The following is a 21,603-nucleotide window of genomic DNA, read 5'->3' as shown; positions in this document are numbered from 1 at the left end:
CCCGCTGACGGGGGCGTTCGAGGACACACGGCACGGGCGGGCCATCGACCATCCCGGTGATCGGTCACCCACCACGTCGGTGCCGCCATGTGCTCATCTGTGTCCGCGTCACTTGCTCCGTTGTCCGACGCGGTGGGTCGCTCGTTCCTTATGTGTCCTCACGCTCGGCGACCGTGCTCGGGTGGTCCCCGCCGGGTGGACGACGCCGTCCAGCCCGGCGGGGACCACCGAACGGCTGGCGTCGCAGACCACCGACACCGGACCGACACTGTGCCGCCGTCGTCCGTTCACCGGTGCCCAGGGTGTCGGTACATCACGTCGGTGCCGACGTGGCGAAAACCGAGCTTGGTGTAGAGACCAATCGCCGCGGGATTGCTGGCCTCGACGAACAGCACGACGTTTCGGACCCCGCGGTCGCGTAGGTGGCGAAGGCCCGTGACGGCGAGAGCCTTCGCCAGTCCCAAGCCCTGCGCCTCTGGTACGACGCCGAGCACGTAGATCTCACCGACGGGCGGAGGGCCGATACCCCGGACCGGCTCGTCGTGCACCTTCGTCCAGTGAAAGCCGACGAGACGGCCGTCCCGGATCGCGACGAAGAAGCCGTCCGGATCGAACCACCGCTCCGCCATGCGCGCGTCGAGGTCGGCTCTCGTCCAGCGGCCTTGCTCGGGATGGTGTTCGAAGGCGGCCCGGTTGGCCTCGAGCCAAGCGTCCTCATCCTGATCCGGGCGGAAGGTTCGAATGCTCACCCCGCCCGGCGTCCTGATGTCGACATCCGGATCGCCGGCTGTGTGGCTCATGAGCCACAGCTCGCGGATGGGGCTGAACCCGGTCGCGGTGGCGAGCCGAGCGGCCGCCGGGTGAGATCCGTGCGCCCAGACCCGTACGGGCGCTCCGTTGGCTCGGGACAGCACCTCCTCGACGAGAGCGCGACCGAGACCTCGTCCGCGCGCGTCGGGATGGACGACGACGTCGGCGGTCGCGTCGGCTGGACGGGTGCCGTCGTCGGCTGGGTCGATACGGGCGTAGCCCGTCAGGTGTGCACCTGTCTCCGCCGCGAGGTGGTCAGTCAGGAGATGTGTGGACGTGCCTTGGGAGCGGAGGCGCAAGGTGGCCGCTTCGTCCAGGGCGGGCACGCCGTCGGCACGCGCGGCGGCCTGGTTGAGCCGCTCGACCGCGGCCCGTTCCTCCGGAGAGAGTCGCTCAGCGACCCGAATGGCAGGGCGATCCACACCGGCTACCGTACGCGCTGCCGCGGGTGGACGATCCTTCGGCGGTCAGACCTCGAGCTGCCGAGCTCGGTCGTCAGGTTCAGGGGGCCGTCAGGCCCACCGGACAGGCGCCTCACTCCTGGAGCGGCTCCGTCAGCGCGCGAGCGTCGTCCGGCACCTCGGGGGTGGTGTCCACGGTGTCTTGACGCTGGACATCCCCTGGGACGTCGGTCGCCGACGGCGGGAGGACGAAGCGGTAGCCGACGTTGCGGACCGTTCCGATGAGGGACTCGTACTCCGGCCCGAGCTTGGCGCGGAGCCGTCGGACGTGCACGTCGATAGTGCGTGTGCCACCGAAGTAGTCGTAGCCCCACACCTCCTGCAGCAGTTGCTGCCGGCTGAACACGCGACCGGGGTGTTGGGCGAGGTACTTCAGCAGCTCGAACTCCTTGTAGGTGAGATCGAGGGTCCGACCGCCGAGCCGACACGTGTAGGTGTCCTGGTCGATCACGAGCTCGCCACGCCGGATGACGTGCGTCTTCGCTTCCTCGCGGGAACGACTGGCGAGGCGGTCCATGCCGATGCGCAGTCGCGCCTCGACCTCGGCCGGGCCGGCTGTGTTGAGGAGGACGTCGTCCATGCCCCAGTCGGCGCTGACGGCGGCGAACCCGCCTTCGGTGACCACGACGATGAGCGGGACGTCGATGCCGGTGGTTCGGATGAGCCTGGTGAGGCTACGAGCGTGGACGAGGTCGGTACGCGCGTCGACGAGGACGGCGTTGGGGGACGCGACGTTGAGCAGTGCGCTGGCTTCGGCGGGGGCCACCCGAACGTGGTGGGCGAGGAGACCGAGCGCGGGAACGATCTCCGCCGACGGTTGCAGGGTGTTGGTCAGAAGGAGCAGCGTTGCCACCGGGCGCCTCCCTGTGTCGTAGGGACGTGGCTGCCAGGTGACGACATTGTCGCCCAGGCCAACCGGATGCAGGCAGGATACAGGACGTGCCCTCCCCTGTAATGGTTACGGTCCGCTACTGGGCGGCGGCGAAGGAGGCGGCTGGGCTCGCCGAGGAGCAGGTGCGCGCCACCACGCTCGCCGAGGCGCTGACCCTCCTTCGGGCCCGCCACGCGGATCGGCCGCGGTTCGCTCCCGTCCTCGCGATGTGCTCCGTCCTGATCGACGGCGACCCCGTGGGTCGCCGCGACCCCGCCTCAGTGTCGCTCCGTGAGGGGGCCTGTGTGGAGGTCCTCCCGCCGTTCGCCGGAGGGTGAGGTCGATGTCGGCAGCTTGGTCCCCCACCTGTCCAGCGAGTGTCCAGCGAGCGGAGGGCCTGTGATCGGATTGCCTGTCCTCGGATCGCCCCTCCTCGGATCGCCTCGTCAATGGTCGGATCTGTCCAGTCCTGCGACGATCACCCCGTGCCGCATGAACCGCGCGGGCCGTCCCCACGTGACAGGGATGTGGGATGGGTGAGCCCGTCCGAGACGACACCAGACGAGGACCTGGTCCGCGAGCTGTACGTCCAGCACGGCAGCGCGCTGTTCGGGTATGTGCTGCGGCTTGTCGGCGGCGACCGGCAACGCGCGGAGGATGTCGTGCAGGAGACCCTGCTGCGGGCCTGGCGGCACCGTGAGGCGCTTGACCCCGCCCGCGGATCGCCGCGGATGTGGCTCGCCACCGTGGCGCGCAACATCGTCGTCGACGGGGAGCGCGCCCGTCGGGCGCGGCCCACGGAGGTCCGGGAAGACGCGCTCCACGCGCTGCCTGCCGAGGACGGCGACCTCGACCGGGCGATGCTGTCGTGGGAGGTGCTGGACGTGCTAGCGGCGCTCGCGCCGCACCACCGGGAGGTGCTGCTGGAGGTCTACTACCGCGGGCACTCCGTGGCCGAGGCCGCCGCCCGACTGGGCGTCCCGCCTGGGACGGTGAAGAGCCGCACCTACTACGCGCTCCGGCAGCTTCGACTGCTGCTCGAGGAGCGTGGCATCACCCCGGAGGTGGCCCTGTGACCTGCGGGGAGGTTCGCGCGGCGTTGGGCGCCGACGCCCTGGGAGCGCTCGACGAGGCCGAGTCCGCGGCGGTGCGAGACCACCTCGCGACCTGCGCGGAGTGCCGAGCCGTCCGAAAGGAGCTGGCCGACACTGCCGGCCTGCTCGCGCTGGTCTCCCGGGAGGAGGTCGAGGAGGCCTTCAGCGATGCCGAGCCACGGCTGGCTCGGCTCCTTGAGCGTGTGCGCTCGGAACGCGAGCGTCGCTGGCGGACCGCGCTGGTGGCCGCCGCCCTCCTGGTCGTCACTGTCGGAAGCGGTGGATGGGCCGTCGGGCGCTGGCTCACGCCCAGCGTTCCGAGCCAAGCTCCCGTCGCTGGTCCCTACCCCACGGCGACGGCGGCGCCGGTCACGTGGACGGCCGTCGACCCGGCGACGTCCGTCGAGGCCACGGTGACGATGAACACCGTCGCGTGGGGCACGAAGATCGACGTGGCGCTGACCGGCGTCCACAGGGGCGACGTGTGCTCGCTGGTCATCTACGACAAGGCGGGCCGACGGTGGGGCGGTGGCAGCTGGAAGGTCGTCTACGACCGGGCGGTTCGGTGGAGCGGCGGCGTCGCGGTCTCCGCCGACCAGGTCGCGCGCATCGAGATCCTCGCCGCCGATGACGGCGGTCCGCTCATCCGCCTCGAGCCCTGAGGCCCTCGCGGTCCCTCCTGCTGGTCCTCTCGTGCCGGCGAGACGTGCTCTCCCGCGTCGCTGTCTCGCTGGGGAGGCCGTCTCGCTGGGGAGGCCGTCTCGCGGGTGAGGAAGGCGTCCGGTGCCCTTGGTCCGGAGGCGTCCGGTGCCCTTGGTCCGGAGGGCTGTCTCAGCGCACCGGCCGTCGGTTAGCCTACGGCGGACTCATCGAGGGTATGAAGTTGATGGCGGTAGGCGACCGGACGTCCCAACAACCCGATTTCTGTCGATTGCTCCGACCCCGCGACACCACCGCGGCACGGGGCCATGTCAGGCTTACCGCCGACGTCGCCCGGCTCCGGACCGTCGCGAGCCGTGTGCGCCCGTCGCGACCGCGGCGCGACAGGCCTGCGACGACCGAACCGCACTGGCCCGACACGAGGAGCCGTATGGACCTCCGCCCACTGCTCGGGGCGCGCCGCTTTCGGCGCGCTGTCGCTCACGGTGAGCTCGCGTCCGTGGTGCCGCTCGACCCCGCTGCCGCCGCGCGGGACATCCCCCCGACGTTGCGCATCGCCCATTTCACCGACACCTATGTGCCGCGGCGGGACGGCGTGGTGACCTCCCTGCAGACTCTGACGGCCGCGATGTCGGAGCTCGGCCACTCGAGCCTGCTGGTCGTCCCCAGACACCCCGACCAACCGGCCGACGAGGACCTGCTGCGGTTGTTCTCGGTGCCGTGCGGTGTGGCGCAGTTCCGGCTCGCCGCCTGGCCGCGGAGCCGGCACGTGGAGCGGGTGGCGCACTGGCTTCCGCACGTGGTGCACGTGCACACCCCGGGGCCTGTGGGGCTGCTGGGGATCTTCGCGGCTCGACGGCTGGGCCTCCCGCTCGTCCAGACCTACCACACGGACCTGCGCGCCTACGCCGACGCGTACCGTCTGCCGTCCCGGGTGCTGTCCGGGGTGCTGCGCTGTTACGCCCGTCGGCTGGGAAGCCCCAAGCCGGAGATCCCCCGGGGCGGGTCCCGGGTGGAGCGGCGGCACGCGATCGTCGACGCGGGCACGGGTCTGCTCCTGGCGGATGCCGACGCCGTGCTGGTGCCGACCCCGGCCATCCTGACGCGGTGCCGCCTGCCGGTCGACGACGATCGGCTTTACCTCGCCCCCGCCGGTGTGGGGCTGCCTCGCATTCCGCCGGAGGCGGGTCCGGAGTTCCGGCGGCGCCACGGCATCGGCCCGGACGAGCGGGTGGTGCTGTTCGTCGGGCGCGTCAACCGTGAGAAGGGGATCGACCTGCTCACCGAGGCGTTCGGACGGCTGCGGCGGGTCGTGGCCGATGCCCGGCTCGTCCTGGTCGGAGCGGTCTACGAGCCGCGCTGGGTGCAGCGCCTGCTGGAGCAGGCGGGCATCGTCGACCGCACGGTCCTGACCGGCCAGCTCCCGCCGGAGGAGGTCGCCGCGGCGTACGCGGCGAGCGACGTGTTCGCCTTCCCATCCCTCACCGACACCCAGGGGTTGGTTGTCCAGGAGGCGGCGCTGGCCGGTCTGCCGACGGTCCTGGCGGACGCCGCCCTCCACGCGAGTGGTCCGCTCGCGGGGACGGGTGTGCTGGCCGGGACGGATCCGATGCGGTTCGCCGAGGCGCTGGAGGACCTGCTGACCAACCCGGCGTACCGCGCGAAGCTCGGCGCGGAGGCCCGCCGCAGAGCCCAGCGCAACTCCCCGGCCGCGTACGCGCAGCGCATGGCCGCGATCTACGGCCAGGCGGTCCGCCGAGCCTCGTCCGCGACCAGGCTGGTGCGGGCGGACCGCGGGCGTGGCCCGTTCCGGTCGCGGCGTCTCATTGCGTGACCGGACATTTCACTATCCGAGATGTCCGTGACATGGGGCGTCGCGGTCCGTAGCCTGAACGACGTGCTGCGTACGACATTGCTGACCAAACGACGCGCGGTGGACCACTGCCGCACCGCGTCGTGCCTGTGTCGTATGCCCTGACCGGGCGGCGCTCGTGCTGCTCGTGACGAGCCGATGCGCTGATTGACCTGCTCGTCGACGCGCCGCCCGACCAGCCGGGTCCCCTCGAAGATCCGTTCCCATCGACCGGCGAGAATCGAGTCAGGAGCGTCGCAGCATGTCTCAGCCCGAGCAGCCGTCCGATCTCCACCAGCTGGCCCCGCCGCGCGCGACGGAGGAGGCCCCGGCTTGCCTGACTCGGCGCACCTGCTCGCACGTCGCGCCCTGGCCGCAACGTTCCCCGCAACCCGCTAGCAAGGAGGTCTCGGCATGAGCCGCCGCGACAGCGTCCTGGTCTCCGCCGACTGGGTGGAGAGCCATCTGGACGACCCGAACGTCGTCCTCATCGAGGTCGACGAGGACACCAGCGCCTACGACAAGGGTCACATCAAGGGCGCGATCAAGCTCGACTGGAAGAAGGACCTGCAGGACCCCGTGCGCCGCGACTTCGTGGGCAAGGAGGCGTTCGAGAAGCTCCTCTCCGAGCGCGGGGTCGCCAACGACCACACGGTCGTGCTGTACGGCGGGAACAACAACTGGTTCGCCGCCTACGCGTACTGGTACTTCAAGCTGTACGGGCACGAGGACGTGCGGCTGCTGGACGGCGGGCGGAAGAAGTGGGAGCTCGACAGCCGGCCGCTCGTCCAGGAGGTGCCGGAGCGGCAGCCGACGCAGTACCGCGCCAAGGACCCCGACCTGTCCATCCGGGCGTTCCGCGACGAGGTCGTCGCCGCGATCGGCCAGAAGAACCTCGTCGACGTCCGCTCGCCCGAGGAGTACTCCGGCAAGTTGCTCGCGCCGGCGCACCTGCCGCAGGAGGTCGCTCAGCGGCCGGGTCACGTCCCCACAGCCGTGAACGTGCCGTGGAGCAAGGCGGCCAACGAGGACGGCACGTTCAAGTCCAACGAGGAGCTGCGGGAGATCTACGCCCAGGCTGGTGTCGACTTCAACAAGAGCACCATCGCCTACTGCCGGATCGGTGAGCGCAGCTCGCACACCTGGTTCGTGCTGCACGAGCTGCTCGGCCTCGAGGACGTCAAGAACTACGACGGCAGCTGGACCGAGTACGGCTCCCTCGTCGGCGTTCCGGTCGTCGTGGGCGAGGAGCCGGGGGAGGCCTCGTGAGCGGCTGCGGTGCGCCAGTGGGCGGGGCGGCGCTGACCGGGGTGAACCTCGCCAAGGAGGCGGTGATCCAGGGCGTGGTCCGCCGAGACTCCGCCCCGGTGGCCGGCGCGTACGTGCGGCTCTTGGACAGCTCCGGCGAGTTCACCGCCGAGGTGCCGACCGGCGAGGACGGCGCGTTCCGGTTCTTCGCCGCGCCCGGCACCTGGACGGTCCGGGTGCTCGCACCGCGGGGCGCGACGGCGCAGAGCTCGGTGGAGGCCGAGCTGGGCCGGATCACCGAGGTCGAGCTGGCACTGTCCTGACGCGGATTCGAACCTGGGGCATCCTCCAGCGGAGGGTGCCCCAGGTTCGTCTTGTCTGCTCACCGTCCGCCGGAGGGAGCACGCCGGCGATCGTCTCCTCTCCGGTCGGCGCCCGTCACACGAGATCCGCGTGGTCGCGAAACCATGCGATGGTCCGTCGCAGGCCGTCCTCGACGGGCACCTTCGGCTCCCAGCCCAGGACCTGCCGGGCCAGCGCGATGTCCGGCTGGCGGACTCCCGGGTCGTCCTCGGGCCGGGGCACGAACACGACCTCCGACGACGAGCCCGCGAGGTCCCGGATCCACATCGCCAGGTCCAGGATGGACAGCTCGTGCGGGTTCCCGAGGTTCATCGGACCCGGATGGTCCGAGTGGAGCATCCGCACGATGCCCTCCACCATGTCGTCGACGTAGCAGATGGAGCGCGTCTGGCTACCGTCACCGGCCACGGTCAGCGGCTCGCCCTTGAGCGCCTGCCGGACGAACGTGGGGATGGCTCGCCCGTCGCTCGGTCGCTGACGCGGGCCGAACGTGTTGAAGATGCGGACGATCGCGGTGTTGAGTCCGTGCGTCGACCGGTAGGCCATGGTCAACGCCTCGGCGAACCGCTTGGCCTCGTCGTAGACGCCGCGCGGGCCGACCGGGTTCACGTTGCCCCAGTAGGTCTCGGGCTGGGGGTGCACGAGCGGGTCACCGTAGACCTCCGACGTGGACGCCAACAGGAAGCGGGCACCCTTGTCGCGCGCCAAGCCGAGCGCGTGCAACGTGCCGATCGAGCCGACCTTGAGTGTGTGGATCGGTAGCTGGAGGTAGTCGATCGGCGACGCCGGGGAGGCGAAGTGGAGAACGGCGTCCACGGCTCCCGGCACGTGCACGTAGTCAGTCACGTCACAGCGGATCAGTCGGAAGCCAGGGCGCTCCACGAGGTGGGCCACGTTGTCGGGACGGCCGGTGAGGAAGTTGTCGAGGCAGACCACCTCGTAGCCTTCGTCGAGGAGGCGCTCGCACAGGTGGCTGCCCAGAAAGCCAGCTCCGCCGGTCACGACCGCGCGGCGTGTCATCGACCTGATCCCTTCCCCTTCCCGAAACGAGAGCCCTGGAGCCCCGAACGTCGGCCCCCTTGGGTCGCCGAGCACCCCGGGCCAGCCGTGCGCCGTCCGGTCGGTGCGGTCCTCGACGAGACCCGTCCGGACGATACGCCCTGCTGGCGACCCGGCTCGCGTCGCCCCACGTCGCCCTTCAAGCGCCTGCCTTCACCCGTGTCCGCCACAGGCGGCGCGACGTTCAGCGGGCGACGGGTCTACGGTTTGTTCGACTCGGATCGTCTCGGGTTGGCTTCGGCTGTCGGCGAGGGCCCGGCCGCCGCGTCGGCCGCGCGAACGATCAGGAACCTGCAGGCGAGGTACACGCTTGGGGGGAACGGACGGACACGCATGGTCATACTGAGGGAACGCGAGGGCGCGCAGCCTGACACCACGCCTCCCCTCCCGCCACCGCCCGATCGGGGAGCTGTGGTGCGACGGCTCCGCCTCTTCGCCACCACGGTGGCCGCGCTCGACCTCGTGCTGCTCGTCCTCGCTGGGCTGGGCGCGGCGATCTCTCGGTTCGGCGGTCTCGAGTCGCCGATCGCCGGCGCGTGGCGAGGGGCGAACTTCGGTGGTGTCCCGTACACCGTCGTCGCGGTCGTGCTCGCCCTGACGTGGGTCACCGTCCTCGCCTTCCGGGGGAGCTACTCCACGCGCATCTTCGGTTCCGGCACCGAGGAGTACAAGCTGGTCGTGAGCGGCAGCTTCCTCACCGCCGGAATCGTGGCCATCATCTGCTACCTGGGGAAGATCGACCTGTCGCGAGGCTTCATCGCGACGGCGTTCCCGCTCGGAACCGTCCTCCTCGTCGCCGGTCGGTGGGTCGCCCGCAAGTGGCTGCACGCCCAGCGTCGGCGGAACCGGCTGGTCCATCGCGTCCTGCTGGTCGGCATGCCGGCTGGCGTCGCGGAGCTGCTCGAGATCATTCGGCGTGAGCCGCAGATGGGGTACTCGGTCGTGGGTGCCTGTCTTCCTCGGCTGTCGAAGGACCCCGGTGACGAGGTGGCCGACCAAGGTGTGCCGATTCTCGGCTACCTCGATGACGTGCCCTCCGCTGTCCTGCGGTCGGGAGCCGACACCGTGGTGGTGAGTGCGCTGCCCGGCCGGTCGTCGCGGCTGCTGCGCCGGCTCTCGTGGTCCTTGGAGGGACTGGGCGTCGACCTGGTCGTCGTTCCGAGCCTCACCGACGTCGCCGGTCCGCGCATCCACGTCCGACCCGTCGCCGGGCTTCCCTTGCTGCACGTGGAGGAGCCGGAGTTCACCGGGGCGCGACGGCTGGTCAAGCGCATCTTCGACTGGGTGGGCGCCGCCATCCTGCTCGTGCTCTCCCTGCCGCTCTTCGCCGTGATCGCGATCGCCATCAAGCTCGACGACCGAGGGCCGGTCTTCCTGCGGCAGACCCGAGTCGGCGTCCACGGGAAAGAGTTCCCCTGCTTCAAGTTCCGTTCGATGGTCGTCGACGCGGAGGAGCGGCTGGCGGAGCTGCAGGCGTACAACGAAGTCGACGGCGTGCTGTTCAAGATGAAGAACGATCCGCGGGTCACCCGGGTCGGTCGGGTGATCCGGCGGCTGTCCCTCGATGAGCTCCCGCAGCTGATCAACGTCCTGCGGGGCGAGATGAGCCTCGTCGGGCCGCGCCCGCCGCTCCCGCGGGAAGTGGCGCAGTACGGCGAGGACGTGCGTCGCCGGCTGTTGGTGCGCCCGGGGATCACGGGCCTGTGGCAGGTGTCCGGCCGGTCGAACCTCTCGTGGGACGACTCGGTGCGCCTGGACCTGTACTACGTCGAGAACTGGTCGCTGTCGACGGATCTGGTCATCCTCGCCAAGACGGTAGGGGCGGTGCTCAGCCGCGACGGCGCCTACTAGCGGCCGACGCGGTCGCGCGTCCTCGTCGCGGGTGAGCGCGGCCCGAGCAGGTTGTCGCTGGGTCGGGCTTGAGCACCCGACGACGCCCTGACGACCACTTGAAGGAGGCCGGGAAACCTTTTTCGCCCCAGCGGTCCGGGCGAGAGACGAGGCGGCCGGCGCCTCTCGTGCGCCGGCCGCCGCTCACGCTCAGGACTCAGCGGACGTTCTCGCCCAGCACGTTCTCCTCGGTGCCGTGCTTCTTCAGCCAGTCCTCGATCCGGTCGTGGCGGACGGCCCTCCACAGCGCGTCGCACTTCTCCTTGTCGAGGTAGACGACGGACTGGGAGCCCTCCATCCCGGTGCCCTTGGTCGGTGCCGTCATGAACGTCACGTTGCGCGCCCGGAGGTTCCGCATCTGCAACGCGAGCGAGCGCATCTTGCCCGTGGTGAACTCCTCGTCGACGGAGAGGTTCTGCGTCACCGCGTCGAGCGCTCGACTCAGCTTGACCGGATTGGTGAGGGTGCCGTCGGACAGGGTCTGGCGCATCAGGGACCTGAGGAAGTTCTGCTGGCGGGCGATCCGGTCGAAGTCGCCGCGCTTGAGGTGCTTGCGCTCGCGAACGTAGTCGAGCGCCTCTTCGCCGCTGAGGACGTGGGTTCCGGCCTCGTAGTACTTGCCGCTGGCAAACCTCGTGTCGGTCTTGAAGGTCATCTCGACGCCGCCGAGAGCGTCGGTGAGGGCTTGGAATCCAGTCCAGTCGATCACCGCCAGGTGGTCCATGCGCAGGCCGGTGAGTTCCTCGATGGTCTGGATGTAGAGGGGCGGCCCACCGAAGGAGTAGGCGGCGTTGATCTTGTTCATGCCCCGACCTGGGATGTTGACCCAGGAGTCACGCGGCACCGAGATGAGGTAGGCGCTCTTCCGGTCGCCGGTGATGTGCAGGATCATGATCGTGTCGCTGCGCTGGCCGCCGCGCTTCCACGCGTCACCCTTGCCGGCCCCGGTGGTGCCTCGCCCGTCCGTACGCGCGTCGCTCCCGGCCAGCAGGATGTTGATCGCGTTGGCGCCGGCACCCTTGGGCTTCTTCGGCCGCAGCTCCTCGGGTAGGGGCGCGAAGGCGGGAAGTCGGTTGACCTGGTTACCGAACTTCTCCGAGATGAGGTAACCGGTCAGGACGACGCCGCCGCCCATCATGAGGAAGAGCGAGAGCAGGATCAGCAGCACTGTCGTCGTCCGGCCCCGCTTGCGGCGGTCGGCGCGGGAACCGTCCGGAGGTTGCTCGCTCTCGTCACGGAGGCGGAGCGAGCGGAGCCCTTCGTCAGTGCGGTGGTAGCTCATGTCGTTGATCCCATGGGTCCTCGGCCAGGTACGTCTGCCCCAGCGGACCGCCGTCCACCGGAGGACTGTCCGATCTTTGTTGACGCGCGACGCAGCGCCCCGGTTGTCCGCGCCCTGGCCGACGATTGTCCAGCCCGAGGACTGGACAGCGGCGCGGGCTCGACAGCGCGGAACCGCGGGCGGATAGGCCGCACCTCATCGTAGGCAAAGCCCTCCGCTCGGTTCGGCTTGATCGCCAAGTCCTTCCCGTGACCGAATTGTCCAGGTGCGCACTGGCCGACTGTAGCGGTGGGATGCCGTGGGTGCGTGGCGGGGCACCAGGTGGCTCCGGAGCGTGACGGGATGCGTGGCGCTGGCCGACCCAGTGAGGTACCGGTCACCTCCGTGGGGCGCCGCGGATTCCGCGCAGCACCGTGTCCGCGAGGTCGTCGACGAGGCCGGGCGGGGCCTGGAACGGTTGTGTCGGTTGCTCGACCAGGTGTGCCATGACCAGCTCGTGACAGGCTCCGCTGATGATCGTCGCCGTGACCTCGACGTTGGTGTCACGTCTGACTCGCCCGAGCTCCTGCTCTGCCCGCAGGTAGGCGACCAGTCGCTGCCGCACGGTGGGGGGTTCTCCCGCGGTGAGCGCGGCGAACCGCGCGAGGACCGTCGGCTCCGCGAGGAGTCCGGCGAAGGCGGGCAGGATCGCGGCGTGGAGGGCGAGTCCGTGTGCGATGTGGGCACGGAGGTTGTCCTCGAGGGCGCCGCTGCCGGGTGAGGGCGGCTGCTCGAGCGCGCGTTCGACCGCGAGGACGTGGGCACGCAGCGCGTGCGCGAGGAGTTCCTCCTTGTCGGCGAAGTGGTTGTACAGCACGCCGTCGGCGACCCGGGCTTCCCGGGCGATCCGCCGTACGGTGAGTCCGGCGGCGCCACGCTGGGCGAGGAGGCGGGCCGTGACAGCGATGAGGTGATCACGGAGGTCGACGCCGTCAGCGTCACGGAGGGCGGCGGCTCTCCTAGACGCCATCGCGGCTCACCTCCGGGTTCTCCGTGCTGACCAGCCAGTAGCGGGCGGGGAGCAGGACCCCGCCGGGGGTCGCGTACGGTCCGAGCGCGGCGGTGAGTCTGGCATGGGCCTCACGGTAGGTCAGCTCGGCGTCCTGCTCGACGATGTAGCGGGTGGGTCCGCTGCCCAGGAACGCCTCGGCCGCCTCGTCGACGGTGTGGCCGAAGTGTTGCGCTATCTCGACGGAGTCGATGGAGACGTCGGTGAAGCCGGCGCGCGTGAGAAGAGCCGTGACGTGCGCTGGGTCGGCGAGCGAGAACATCGCGGGCGCCGGGCCGGGATAGGCGTCGACCACGCTGCGACCGACCGGCGGGATACCGAGCAGGGCCGCGACCGGCACCACGTACCACTCGCAGTCCTCGGGGCGCTGGGGGCAGCTGAAGGCCAGGCGTCCTCGTGGCCGGAGGGCGCGCCTGACGTTGGCGAAGGCGGCGACCGGATCGCTGAAGAACATGACGCCGTTCCTGCTGATCGCCGCGTCGAAGCCGCCCGGGGGGAACGCTCGCGTCTGCGCGTCGGCGTGCTCGAAGGCGATGTTGTCCAGCCCGGCCGCCCTCGTGGCTCGACGCGCCTCGTCGAGCATCGGCGCGGAGAGGTCGATGCCGGTGACGTGGCCGTTCCGGGCCCGGCAGGCGGCGAGCCGCGTGGTGCCTCCCGTCCCGCACCCCGATGTCGAGCACACGATCCCGTTCGCCGACCCTGGCGGCGACGAGGAGGTGTCGGCCCAGTTCGAGGTCGTAAGCGTCCTCGTCGCTCGGGCGGCCACGGGCCCAGGCAAGGCCCTCGGCCCCGTTCCACGCCTGGGCTTGGTCGGTGTCCGGGCCCATGGCGTCCTCGCTATGAACGTACGTTCATGAACAAGCGTTCATTCTGGCGGAGAGTCGGCTCCGAGGCAACAGTGGTGAGCAGCCAGCGGGATCCCGAACGAAGCGGGCCCGCCTGACGAGGAGCCCCAGCGGCGCTGGCCACGGCCGAGGCAGGTGCAGGCGAGCCCTACACTCGTGGGGCCCAGTTTCGGTCGGACCTAGACTCGTGGAAATGGTCGAGATGGTCTTCGCGACGGTCCTGCTTCTCCTCGTCGTCGCTGTGGGCGTCGCGGGGGCACTCGCCGTTCGTCGGCTGCTGGTGGGTCGACCGACGGCCAAGGAAGGGGCCTGAGTCGTCATGCCGTTCCAGATCCCGTCCGATCTGCACCCCGACTGCGTGCCCTTGGCGTTCCTCCTCGGGCGCTGGGAGGGTCGTGGGCGCGGGGAGTACCCCACCATCGAGCCGTATGAGTTCGGCCAGGAAGTGATCTTCAGCCACAACGGCAACCCGTTCCTCTACTACACGAGCCGTAGCTGGCTGATCGACGAGGAGGGGACGGCCGTCCGTCCTCTCGCCATGGAGACCGGCTTCTGGCGGCCACAGCCCGAGGGCAAGCTCGAGGTCGTCCTCGTCCACCCCACCGGGGTGGCGGAGGTCTGGTACGGCCGGGTCAACCAGACCAAGATCGAGATGGCGACCGATATCGTTGCCCGCACCCCGACCGCGAAGGACTACTCCGCCGGCCAGCGGCTGTACGGCCTGGTCGAGGGGGCTTTGCTGTGGACGTTCGACATGGCCGCGGAGGGTCACGAGCTTCAGCCGCACCTGTGGGGACGCCTGGAGCGGGCTGAGCCGGCACCTGCATCCTGAGCGAACCTACACTTTCCGTGATGGGTGAGGCACGAGAGCGGCGAGGCGGCGACTCCGCGTCGCGCCACGAGGAGTTGCGCGCGGAGCTCCGATCCAGGGGTTACCGCCTGACGCCGCAACGGCAGCTCGTGCTGGAGGCGGTCGAAGAGCTGCAGCACGCGACTCCCGAGCAGATCCTGCAGGTCGTCCGGCGCAAGGCCCGCGGCGTCAACATCTCCACGGTGTACCGCACCCTCGAGCTCCTGGAGGACCTGGACCTGGTCACCCACACCCACCTGGGCGACCGGGCGCCCACCTACCACTCCACCAGCACGCCGGCGCACGCGCACGCGGTGTGCCGCGCGTGCGGCAGGGTGAGCGAGGTGCCGCCGGAGGCGGTCGAGCGCTTCGCCGCGACGCTGCTGGAACGCTACGGGTTCCGGCTGGACATTCGCCATCTCGCCGTCTTCGGAGAGTGCACCGAATGTCCGCAGGCGCGCAGCGGTGAACAGGCCGTAACCTCGAAGGCGTGACCGCAGGCGAGAGCTACCGGAGTCCGCTTCTCCAGCGCGAGGGCGCCGTGGCAGCCGAGTCGCCCGATGCGGGGGTGGCCGCTCACTACGGGGAGCCGTTGCGGGAGCAGCGCCGCCTCGAGGAGGGCGTGGGCTTCGTCGACTTGTCGCACCGGGGCGTGGTGCGGGTCAGCGGCCCGGACCGGCTCACCTGGCTGCACTCCCTGACGACCCAGCACCTGGAGCAGCTGCCACCCGGCGAGGGGACCACCGCGCTGCTCCTCTCCCCGCACGGCCACGTCGAGCACTGTCTCGCGCTGGTCGACGACGGCTCGGCGGTGTGGATGCACGTCGAGCCCGGCACCGCGCCGCGGCTGGTGGAGTTCCTCGACTCGATGCGGTTCCTCATGCGCGTCGAGGTCGCGGACGTGACCGACGAGATCGCCGTGGTTTGGGAGCCGCGCACCGACGGTCCGACCGACGTGCTGAGCCGCCAGGCGGCGGACACGCTCCGCGGGCGGGACCTGTTCCTGCCTCGTGCCAGGCTCGCGGCGTACGCCGAGCAGGCGGGCCCGCCGGCAGGGCTGTGGGCGTACGAGGCGCGTCGGATCGCGGCGCACATCCCGCGAGCTGGTTTCGAGACCGACCACCGCACCATCCCGAACGAGGTGGGCTGGCTGGACACGGCGGTGCACCTCAACAAGGGGTGCTATCGAGGTCAGGAGACCGTCGCGCGCGTGCACAACCTCGGCCGTCCGCCCCGCCGATTGGTGCTTCTCCACCTCGACGGCTCGGTCGATCGGCTGCCCGGCCACGGCGCGCCGGTCACCCACGAGGGCCGGGACGTCGGTTTCGTCACGAGCAGCGGACGCCACTTCGACTTGGGTCCGGTGGCGTTGGCGCTCATTCGCCGGAGCGTGCCGGTCGAGGCGACGCTGCTGGCCGACGGTGTGGCGGCGGCGCAAGAGGTCGTCGTGCCGCCGGACATCGGCCTGCATGTCCGCCCGAGGCTGCGCGGCTGACGTACAGCCGCGGTCGCGACGACAAGGACCGAGAGCGCCGAGAAGACCCCGAGACGTAAGCCTGGGAGCCTGAGAGGAGAAGACGAGAGCCTCAGAGACGGAGAGGGCCCAGGCGCGACGACAGCGGACTAGAGCAAGACAACAGAGAACAAGCAAGCAAGTGTGTGGGGGGGTGGCACCAGCGTGCCACCCCCCACACTCGTGGTGAGCCACCTTGCCGTACCGCGGCTTCCTCTCACCGCGGTCGTGGACTCACTGGGGATTGATTCCCGCGTAGGCTCGGCCGATCTCGATCTTCGAGCCGGTCGGGAGGCCCAGGATGTCGTCCTGGACGACGACCTCGACCATGGTCACCTCCACGGTCGTGGCGGTCTTGCGGACCTTGTTGAGGGTGACCTGCGCGATGCCGAGGTCGATCTTGGTGTTCGGCGCCACGTCCGCGTCGAGGACCGGCTGGCCCTGCACCTTGAGCCCGACGAACTTCGTGCCTTCCGTGGACAGCTGGACGGGACCGTTGCCGGTGCGCTGGGCCTGCGCGACCGCGCGGAGAGCTTCGACAGTGATGGCGCCGTCGAGGAGGTCGAGTTTGGCGGTGTCGTTGACCACTCGGCTGGTCGAGACGCTGCCCTTGGTGACGCCGACGGCGTGGGTGCGCGCCGCACCGCCTTCGAGGAGACCGTCGATGTCGAGGGCGGCGATGGAGTTGGTGGTCTCACCGCCCAGGCAGCGCACCTTGGCCAGCGCGGTGGGGCCGGACGACAGCATGCCGTCGAGGGCGTTGATGCGAGTCGCGAAGCCCTGGCCCTTGAAGTAGCCGGACATCGGCTTGGTGATGACCGCCTTGGAGTTGCCGACCCGCAGCGTGGTCCCCGCCTTGGGCAGCCACGGGTTGTTCGGCAGCAGCGAGACCACGAGCGCCGTCGTGATCGCCTCGAACTCCGTTCCGGAGTTCTTCTGGTACTGCTTGTTCAGCTCGACGGCCCCGACCGTGCCGAGCCCAGGCAGCTTCAACTCGATCTTGGTGTTCGGCTTGGGCCGGAGCGGGATCCGGACGCCGAGGATCTGCAGGTCGGCGAGGGTCGCGCTCTGCTCGGTACGGAACTGTGTGCCGTCCCAGGTCACCTTCGTCGAGGAGGTGATGCCGTCGACGGTGATGGCTCCGCCGAGCAGGTTGGCCTTGGCCGTCTCGGACGTCGCGAGCGACGACCGGAGGTTGCCCGACTCGATCGACCGGACCTCCGTCACGGTGGCGCCGATGGTCCCGAGGCCCTTCACCTTGACGTCCGCTGTGTGGTTGCGGAACACCAGGCCGGGCTTGGTGCCGCACGCCATCTCGGTGTAGGCGGTGGGTCCGGACACCAGGGAGCGGTCGGAGGTGAAGGCGTAGGTGCCGTACGCCTGAGCGGCGTAGCCCACCTGCGCCGGTTGAGCCTGTGCGGGCGTGGTCGCGACGAGTGCGGCGGCTGCGGCCGCGCCCGCGGCGATGGCCGCCACGCCTCGTCGCAGGAATGTGGTCGGGTGCATCCAGTCCCCTTTGAGGATCACGGTCATTGCAGCTAGGAGTCACACGGCGATCACACGTCGTGTGTACCTACGGGCAGCATGGTGCCCGGTTTCTCCCAGTCTGACACGGTTTGTCGGGCAATGGGGCGAAGAGATACCTCTTTGTGATCTAACGATCACGTCACGTCGCAACGGACGAAGCCCGACCTTACTACGGAAGGGGTTCGAAAAGGCACGAAGGGTGACGTTTGGTCGGTGGTGTCGCGCGCCGAGGAGAGGGGCGGCCGGCGGGCTCGTCGACGTCTCGGGGCACGGCGTCTCCGGGAACGACGTCTCAGGGAACGTAGTCGGGCAGCCGGTGGCCGAGGCCCAGCAGTTCCTCGATCGCCGCCACACAGCGCTCGGCGGCCTTGCCGTCGCCGTACGGATTCACCGCGGAGGCCATCTCGGCGTACGCCCGCTCGTCGTCCAGTAGCTGTGCCAGGGCGTCGCGAACGACGGGCCGTCGCGTCCCGACCAGGCGGACCGTGCCGGCCTCGACCGCCTCGGTGCGCTCGGTGTTGTCCCGGAGGACGAGGACCGGGCGCCCCAGGCTCGGTGCCTCCTCCTGGATTCCGCCGGAGTCGGTGACCACGAGGTAGCACTCGCTGAGCAGCCGCGCGAACTCGGCGTAAGGCAGTGGCTCGGTGAGGTGGACGCGTGGCTGATCGGCCAGCTCGGCCACCACCACCTCCCGGACGATCGGGTTGCGATGCATCGGCACCACGACCTCGACGTCGGGACGATCCTTGATGACGTCGAGGATGGCGCGGAGCGCCTCGCGCATCGGCTCGCCCCACGACTCGCGGCGGTGCGTCGTCACCACGATGACGCGACGTCCGCGTCGCAGCACCTCGGCGAGCTCCGGGTCGGAGTACGGCTGCCGTCGGTCGACGACGGTGCAGAGCGCGTCGATAACGGTGTTGCCGGTCACCGCGATCGCCGACGGCGGAACACCGGCTGCCACGAGCCGGTCGCGATTGGCGACCGTGGGCGCGAGGTGCAACGACGCCAGCTCGGTCGTCAGGCGACGGTTGATCTCCTCCGGGAACGGCGAGTAGCGGTCGTCGGTGCGCAGGCCCGCCTCGACGTGGACGACGGGAACACGCTCGTAGAACGCCGCCAGCGCCCCGGCGAAGGTCGTGGTCGTGTCGCCCTGGACCACCACCGCGTCCGGCGCGACCTTCCGGACCAGCGAGTTGATGCCCTCGAGCGCCCGGACGGTGATCTCGGTCAACGTCTGTCGCTCGGTGAGGATGGCCAGGTCGTGGTCGGGTCGGATGCCGAAGAACTCGTGGACCTGGTCGAGCATCTCTCGGTGCTGGCCGGTCACCGCGACGATCGGCTCGAGCGTCGTACGCTCGCGCAGCGCGGCGACCACGGGAGCCATCTTGACGGCCTCCGGACGTGTGCCGTAGACCACCATGACCCGGGGCACGACTGACTCGATTCCCTTCGACGTCCGTTGCTCGGCGGTCGCTGCGTCGTTGTGCTCATCGGGGCGCCCGTCGCGTGGCGACCGCATGTTGGCGCACAGCAGGCTAACGGGTGAGTGGTGGCGCGACGCTCCCGGAATGCCCCCAAGCGAGGAGTCAGTCCAAGACGGCGGAGGGGATCCTTTGGCGGTTCGGCTGCGCACCATCGGCACAGTGGCGGTGGGAGTCCTCGTCGCCCTCGACATCGTGCTGGTGACGCTCGCGTTCCGGCACGTGCGGCCAAGCAGCGGCGTCTCGACTCCGGTGGCCGAGGCCCGCACGCCGCGCGCGACGCCCACGCGCGTCGCCACCCAACCCTCCGTCACGCCATCTGCCACGCCGTCCCATCCCGCCACGCCCAGCGCGACGGCGCAAGCCTCGAGCCGGCCCACCGTGCCCGACCTGCGCGCGAGTCGAACTCTGGTCGACATCGGCGCCGGCGCTGCGGTGGTCCGCGCCCGCACCGGCACGTGCGGTCACGGTGGGGCCACGGTCGAGCTGTCGCTGAACGGCGGCGAGACTTTCGTGCCCAGTGACGTGCCCTCCGCGGCGGTGATCCTGCGGGCTGGCTCCGTCGACGCGGACCGCGCCTGGCTCGTCGGCATGGATGCCGACTGCACGACCGTGACCACTTACACGACGAGCAACGGCGGGGGAGCCTGGAGCGAGGCGAGGGGCTCTGGCGGCAACTGGCATCGCCTCCCCCAGGCGGGACCTCGGCTGCAAGCGCCCAGTGGGCCGACGACCGTCCCCTGCCCCAGGGGTGAGGTCGTCGTCGGGATCAGCGAACTCGACGAGGACCGCGCCTACGTCTCCTGCAGCGGTGGCGCCATCTTCGCCACCGCCAACGGCGGCGCGTCGTGGGCGGAGCGCGGCACGCTGCCCGGCGTCCTCGACCTCGACTTCGTCGACGACTCTCGCGCGCTCGCCGTGCGCACGGACGACGACACGTGCGAGGGCGTGACGGTGCTCGCCACCGCCGACGGCGGAGCGACCTGGACGCCTCGAGCCTGCGTCGAGACCGACGAGGAGGCTCTCCCGGTCGTCTCCGCCGACGGCGACCGGGCCTACCTCGGTGTGGGCGACGCCCTGTGGTTCAGCGAGGACGCGGGCGGTTCCTGGCAGCGGCGCGCGTGACGAGCGCTCACGTCCCGACGGCCACCTGCCCGCAACAGTCGCGTACGTCAGGCCATCGCGTTCTCCCGGGAACGCGAGGCACGGCGGCGACCGCGCTCCACGGCGTAGCCATAGCCGTACCCGTAGCCGTAGGTGTAGGCGTCCGGTCCCTTGGCCGGCGCCATGGTGAGAACCGTGCCGAGGAGTCGAGCGTCGACCTTGGCCAGGTTGTCAACCGCCTGCCGGACCTGGTCGACGCTGGTCTTGCCATGGCGGACGACGAGGACGGCGCCGTCGGACATCCGGGCCAGCAGCGCGCCGTCGGTGACCGGGAGCAGAGGTGGCGCGTCGATGAGCACGACGTCGGCGCGCCGATCGAGCTCACCGAGCAGAAGCTCCATCGCCCGGGACTGCAGCAGCTCGCTGGGGTTGGGCGGCAACGGGCCACTGGTGAGGACCTCGAGGGGAAGGTCGCCCCACGGCTGGAGCGCGTCCTCCGGGGCCACTCGACCGACGAGGACGCTCGTCAGCCCGACCGCGCCCTCCAGGCCGAGGTACTCCGCGAGCTGCGGGCGCCTGATGTCGCCCTCCACGAGGACGACGCGCTGACCGGCTTGCGCGAGGATGAGCCCGAGGTTGCACGCGGTCGTCGTCTTCCCCTCGGAGGGCACCGCGCTCGTCACGACGATGCGCTTGGGATGGCGGTCGACGTTGACGAACTGGAGATTGGTGCGGAGCTGGCGGAGCGCCTCAGCCCGTGGCGAGCCGGGCTCGATGTGGACGACGAGCGGGTTGGCCCTGGCGTCAGGGTCGTGAGGGATCACGCCGAGGTTCGGCGTCTCGGTCACGGCGCTCAGCGCCTCAGCCGACTTGACACTGGTGTCGAGGACCTCGCGCATGAGGGCGAGGCCGACACCGACGACCAGACCGGCGAGCAGGCCGAGCCCCAGAGTGCGCGGCGGGTTCGGCGACACCGGGGAGGTCGGCAAGGTCGGCGAGTCGACCATCGTGGTCCGGACCGGCGACGGCGCGTCCTTGCTCGGTCGCTCCAGCTCCTGGATGAACGCGGCGAAGTGCTTGGCGACCGCGCCCGCCAACTGCTGGGCCCGCGCGGGCGCGGTGTCGGTGACCGTGATCTCCAAGAGCACGGTCTGCGGTATCACCCGAGCGCTGATCCGCGTCCCGAGCGACGCGGGCGACATCGACAGACCCAGGTCCTCGACCACGGCGCGGGTCACCGCTTCGCCGCGCACGAGGTCGGCGTAGGAGGCGGCGCGCTGCTGGGAGAACAGCCCTCCCTGGTAGGCGCTTGCCGCGTCGTGGGATGGCGCGACGCTCACGAACAGGGTGACCTTCGACGCGTACGTGGGCGTCGCGCGCAGCACCATGAGGGCCGAGACCGCGACGGTCACGGTCACGCACAGCATGACGAGAATCCCGTGCTTACGGATCGTCTGGAGATACTCACGCAGCTCCACGGGGCCGACCTTCCTGGCTGACGGCTACTTCGCTCGATTTCCGACCCATTCGCCCCATTCGCCCCGGCAAAGAGTCTCGCATGGTATGACCCGGGCGATCCGACCCAAACCTCCGGTAGGGTCCCTTGTCGCGAAAGATTCGGGTTCGGCGAGAGAGGGGCGAT

The 21,603-nt window shown here is 70.3% G+C and carries 21 protein-coding genes; 12 read left to right on the top strand and 9 right to left on the bottom strand.

The window, feature by feature from the left end; translation table 11 throughout:
* Positions 1–287: 287 nt before the first annotated feature.
* Both mshD and DFJ64_RS07585 read right to left on the bottom strand, forming a co-directional pair.
* Positions 288–1,232: a mycothiol synthase gene (gene mshD, locus DFJ64_RS07590; protein ID WP_115849818.1), complete on the bottom strand. Its 945-nt coding sequence runs from the start codon at positions 1,230–1,232 to the stop codon at positions 288–290.
* A 112-nt stretch (positions 1,233–1,344) separates the two neighbouring features.
* Complete coding sequence (locus DFJ64_RS07585) at positions 1,345–2,124, bottom strand: winged helix-turn-helix transcriptional regulator (protein WP_115849817.1); 780 nt, start codon at positions 2,122–2,124, stop codon at positions 1,345–1,347.
* A gap of 86 nt (positions 2,125–2,210) precedes the next feature.
* Between DFJ64_RS07585 and DFJ64_RS07580 the strand changes: the two genes are divergently transcribed.
* The 7 genes from DFJ64_RS07580 to DFJ64_RS07555 all read left to right on the top strand — a co-directional run bounded on the left by DFJ64_RS07580 (position 2,211) and on the right by DFJ64_RS07555 (position 7,319).
* Complete coding sequence (locus DFJ64_RS07580; RefSeq protein ID WP_211310525.1) at positions 2,211–2,480, top strand: MoaD/ThiS family protein; 270 nt, start codon at positions 2,211–2,213, stop codon at positions 2,478–2,480.
* Between the two features lie 198 nt (positions 2,481–2,678).
* Positions 2,679–3,218 carry a sigma-70 family RNA polymerase sigma factor gene (locus DFJ64_RS07575; RefSeq protein WP_245941003.1) on the top strand — a complete coding sequence of 180 codons (540 nt, stop codon included), beginning with the start codon at positions 2,679–2,681 and terminating at the stop codon, positions 3,216–3,218.
* On the top strand, positions 3,215–3,898 hold the full coding sequence (locus tag DFJ64_RS07570; protein WP_115849814.1) for a zf-HC2 domain-containing protein: 684 nt from the start codon (positions 3,215–3,217) through the stop codon (positions 3,896–3,898). The genes DFJ64_RS07575 and DFJ64_RS07570 overlap by 4 nt, the downstream gene beginning before the upstream one ends.
* Positions 3,899–4,326: 428 nt before the next feature.
* On the top strand, positions 4,327–5,730 hold the full coding sequence (locus DFJ64_RS07565; protein ID WP_170152536.1) for a glycosyltransferase: 1,404 nt from the start codon (positions 4,327–4,329) through the stop codon (positions 5,728–5,730).
* Positions 5,731–5,751: 21 nt separating this feature from the next.
* Positions 5,752–5,874: a putative leader peptide gene (locus DFJ64_RS20195; RefSeq protein WP_425452176.1), complete on the top strand. Its 123-nt coding sequence runs from the start codon at positions 5,752–5,754 to the stop codon at positions 5,872–5,874.
* Between the two features lie 288 nt (positions 5,875–6,162).
* Positions 6,163–7,017, top strand: a complete 855-nt coding sequence (locus DFJ64_RS07560; protein WP_115849812.1) for a sulfurtransferase — start codon at positions 6,163–6,165, stop codon at positions 7,015–7,017.
* Positions 7,014–7,319 (top strand): DUF1416 domain-containing protein, encoded by a 306-nt coding sequence (locus DFJ64_RS07555; protein WP_115849811.1) that lies wholly within the window; start codon positions 7,014–7,016, stop codon positions 7,317–7,319. The genes DFJ64_RS07560 and DFJ64_RS07555 overlap by 4 nt, the downstream gene beginning before the upstream one ends.
* 115 nt (positions 7,320–7,434) lie before the next feature.
* Here the strand turns inward: DFJ64_RS07555 and DFJ64_RS07550 are convergent, their stop codons facing one another.
* Positions 7,435–8,379 carry a UDP-glucuronic acid decarboxylase family protein gene (locus DFJ64_RS07550; protein ID WP_115849810.1) on the bottom strand — a complete coding sequence of 315 codons (945 nt, stop codon included), beginning with the start codon at positions 8,377–8,379 and terminating at the stop codon, positions 7,435–7,437.
* Positions 8,380–8,832: 453 nt separating this feature from the next.
* Between DFJ64_RS07550 and DFJ64_RS07545 the strand changes: the two genes are divergently transcribed.
* Positions 8,833–10,269 carry a sugar transferase gene (locus DFJ64_RS07545; RefSeq protein WP_245941002.1) on the top strand — a complete coding sequence of 479 codons (1,437 nt, stop codon included), beginning with the start codon at positions 8,833–8,835 and terminating at the stop codon, positions 10,267–10,269.
* Between the two features lie 196 nt (positions 10,270–10,465).
* Here the strand turns inward: DFJ64_RS07545 and DFJ64_RS07540 are convergent, their stop codons facing one another.
* The 3 genes from DFJ64_RS07540 to DFJ64_RS07530 all read right to left on the bottom strand — a co-directional run bounded on the left by DFJ64_RS07540 (position 10,466) and on the right by DFJ64_RS07530 (position 13,320).
* Positions 10,466–11,590: an LCP family protein gene (locus DFJ64_RS07540; protein WP_115849809.1), complete on the bottom strand. Its 1,125-nt coding sequence runs from the start codon at positions 11,588–11,590 to the stop codon at positions 10,466–10,468.
* 376 nt (positions 11,591–11,966) lie between these two features.
* Positions 11,967–12,599 (bottom strand): TetR/AcrR family transcriptional regulator, encoded by a 633-nt coding sequence (locus tag DFJ64_RS07535; RefSeq protein ID WP_115849808.1) that lies wholly within the window; start codon positions 12,597–12,599, stop codon positions 11,967–11,969.
* Entirely contained in the window at positions 12,589–13,320 is a 732-nt protein-coding gene (locus DFJ64_RS07530; protein ID WP_211310524.1) for a class I SAM-dependent methyltransferase, read from the bottom strand. Before DFJ64_RS07530 ends, DFJ64_RS07535 begins: the two co-directional genes overlap by 11 nt.
* A 482-nt stretch (positions 13,321–13,802) precedes the next feature.
* Here DFJ64_RS07530 and DFJ64_RS07525 point away from each other — a divergent pair, with 482 nt between their 5' ends.
* From DFJ64_RS07525 to ygfZ, 3 genes are read left to right on the top strand one after another with little or no spacing between them, the layout of a single operon-like run.
* Complete coding sequence (locus DFJ64_RS07525; RefSeq protein ID WP_115849807.1) at positions 13,803–14,315, top strand: heme-binding beta-barrel domain-containing protein; 513 nt, start codon at positions 13,803–13,805, stop codon at positions 14,313–14,315.
* 20 nt (positions 14,316–14,335) lie between these two features.
* On the top strand, positions 14,336–14,827 hold the full coding sequence (locus tag DFJ64_RS07520; protein WP_115849806.1) for a Fur family transcriptional regulator: 492 nt from the start codon (positions 14,336–14,338) through the stop codon (positions 14,825–14,827).
* Positions 14,824–15,828 carry a CAF17-like 4Fe-4S cluster assembly/insertion protein YgfZ gene (gene ygfZ / locus DFJ64_RS07515; protein WP_115849805.1) on the top strand — a complete coding sequence of 335 codons (1,005 nt, stop codon included), beginning with the start codon at positions 14,824–14,826 and terminating at the stop codon, positions 15,826–15,828. The genes DFJ64_RS07520 and ygfZ overlap by 4 nt, the downstream gene beginning before the upstream one ends.
* A gap of 252 nt (positions 15,829–16,080) precedes the next feature.
* Here the strand turns inward: ygfZ and DFJ64_RS07510 are convergent, their stop codons facing one another.
* Complete coding sequence (locus tag DFJ64_RS07510; RefSeq protein ID WP_147304631.1) at positions 16,081–17,352, bottom strand: choice-of-anchor P family protein; 1,272 nt, start codon at positions 17,350–17,352, stop codon at positions 16,081–16,083.
* 313 nt (positions 17,353–17,665) lie between these two features.
* Positions 17,666–18,895: a non-hydrolyzing UDP-N-acetylglucosamine 2-epimerase gene (wecB, locus tag DFJ64_RS07505; RefSeq protein ID WP_281268493.1), complete on the bottom strand. Its 1,230-nt coding sequence runs from the start codon at positions 18,893–18,895 to the stop codon at positions 17,666–17,668.
* Between the two features lie 49 nt (positions 18,896–18,944).
* Here wecB and DFJ64_RS07500 point away from each other — a divergent pair, with 49 nt between their 5' ends.
* On the top strand, positions 18,945–19,982 hold the full coding sequence (locus DFJ64_RS07500; RefSeq protein ID WP_147304630.1) for a WD40/YVTN/BNR-like repeat-containing protein: 1,038 nt from the start codon (positions 18,945–18,947) through the stop codon (positions 19,980–19,982).
* 47 nt (positions 19,983–20,029) lie between these two features.
* On the opposite strand, the gene DFJ64_RS07495 is transcribed toward DFJ64_RS07500, so the two are convergent.
* Positions 20,030–21,439, bottom strand: a complete 1,410-nt coding sequence (locus DFJ64_RS07495) for a tyrosine-protein kinase domain-containing protein (protein WP_115849801.1) — start codon at positions 21,437–21,439, stop codon at positions 20,030–20,032.
* Positions 21,440–21,603 lie beyond the last annotated feature (164 nt).

This window comes from Thermasporomyces composti (assembly GCF_003386795.1).
GTDB classification, from domain to species: Bacteria; Actinomycetota; Actinomycetes; order Propionibacteriales; family Actinopolymorphaceae; genus Thermasporomyces; species Thermasporomyces composti.
The sequence above is the reverse complement of the archived record's forward strand: the minus strand, read 5'-3'. Positions and strand labels throughout refer to the sequence as shown.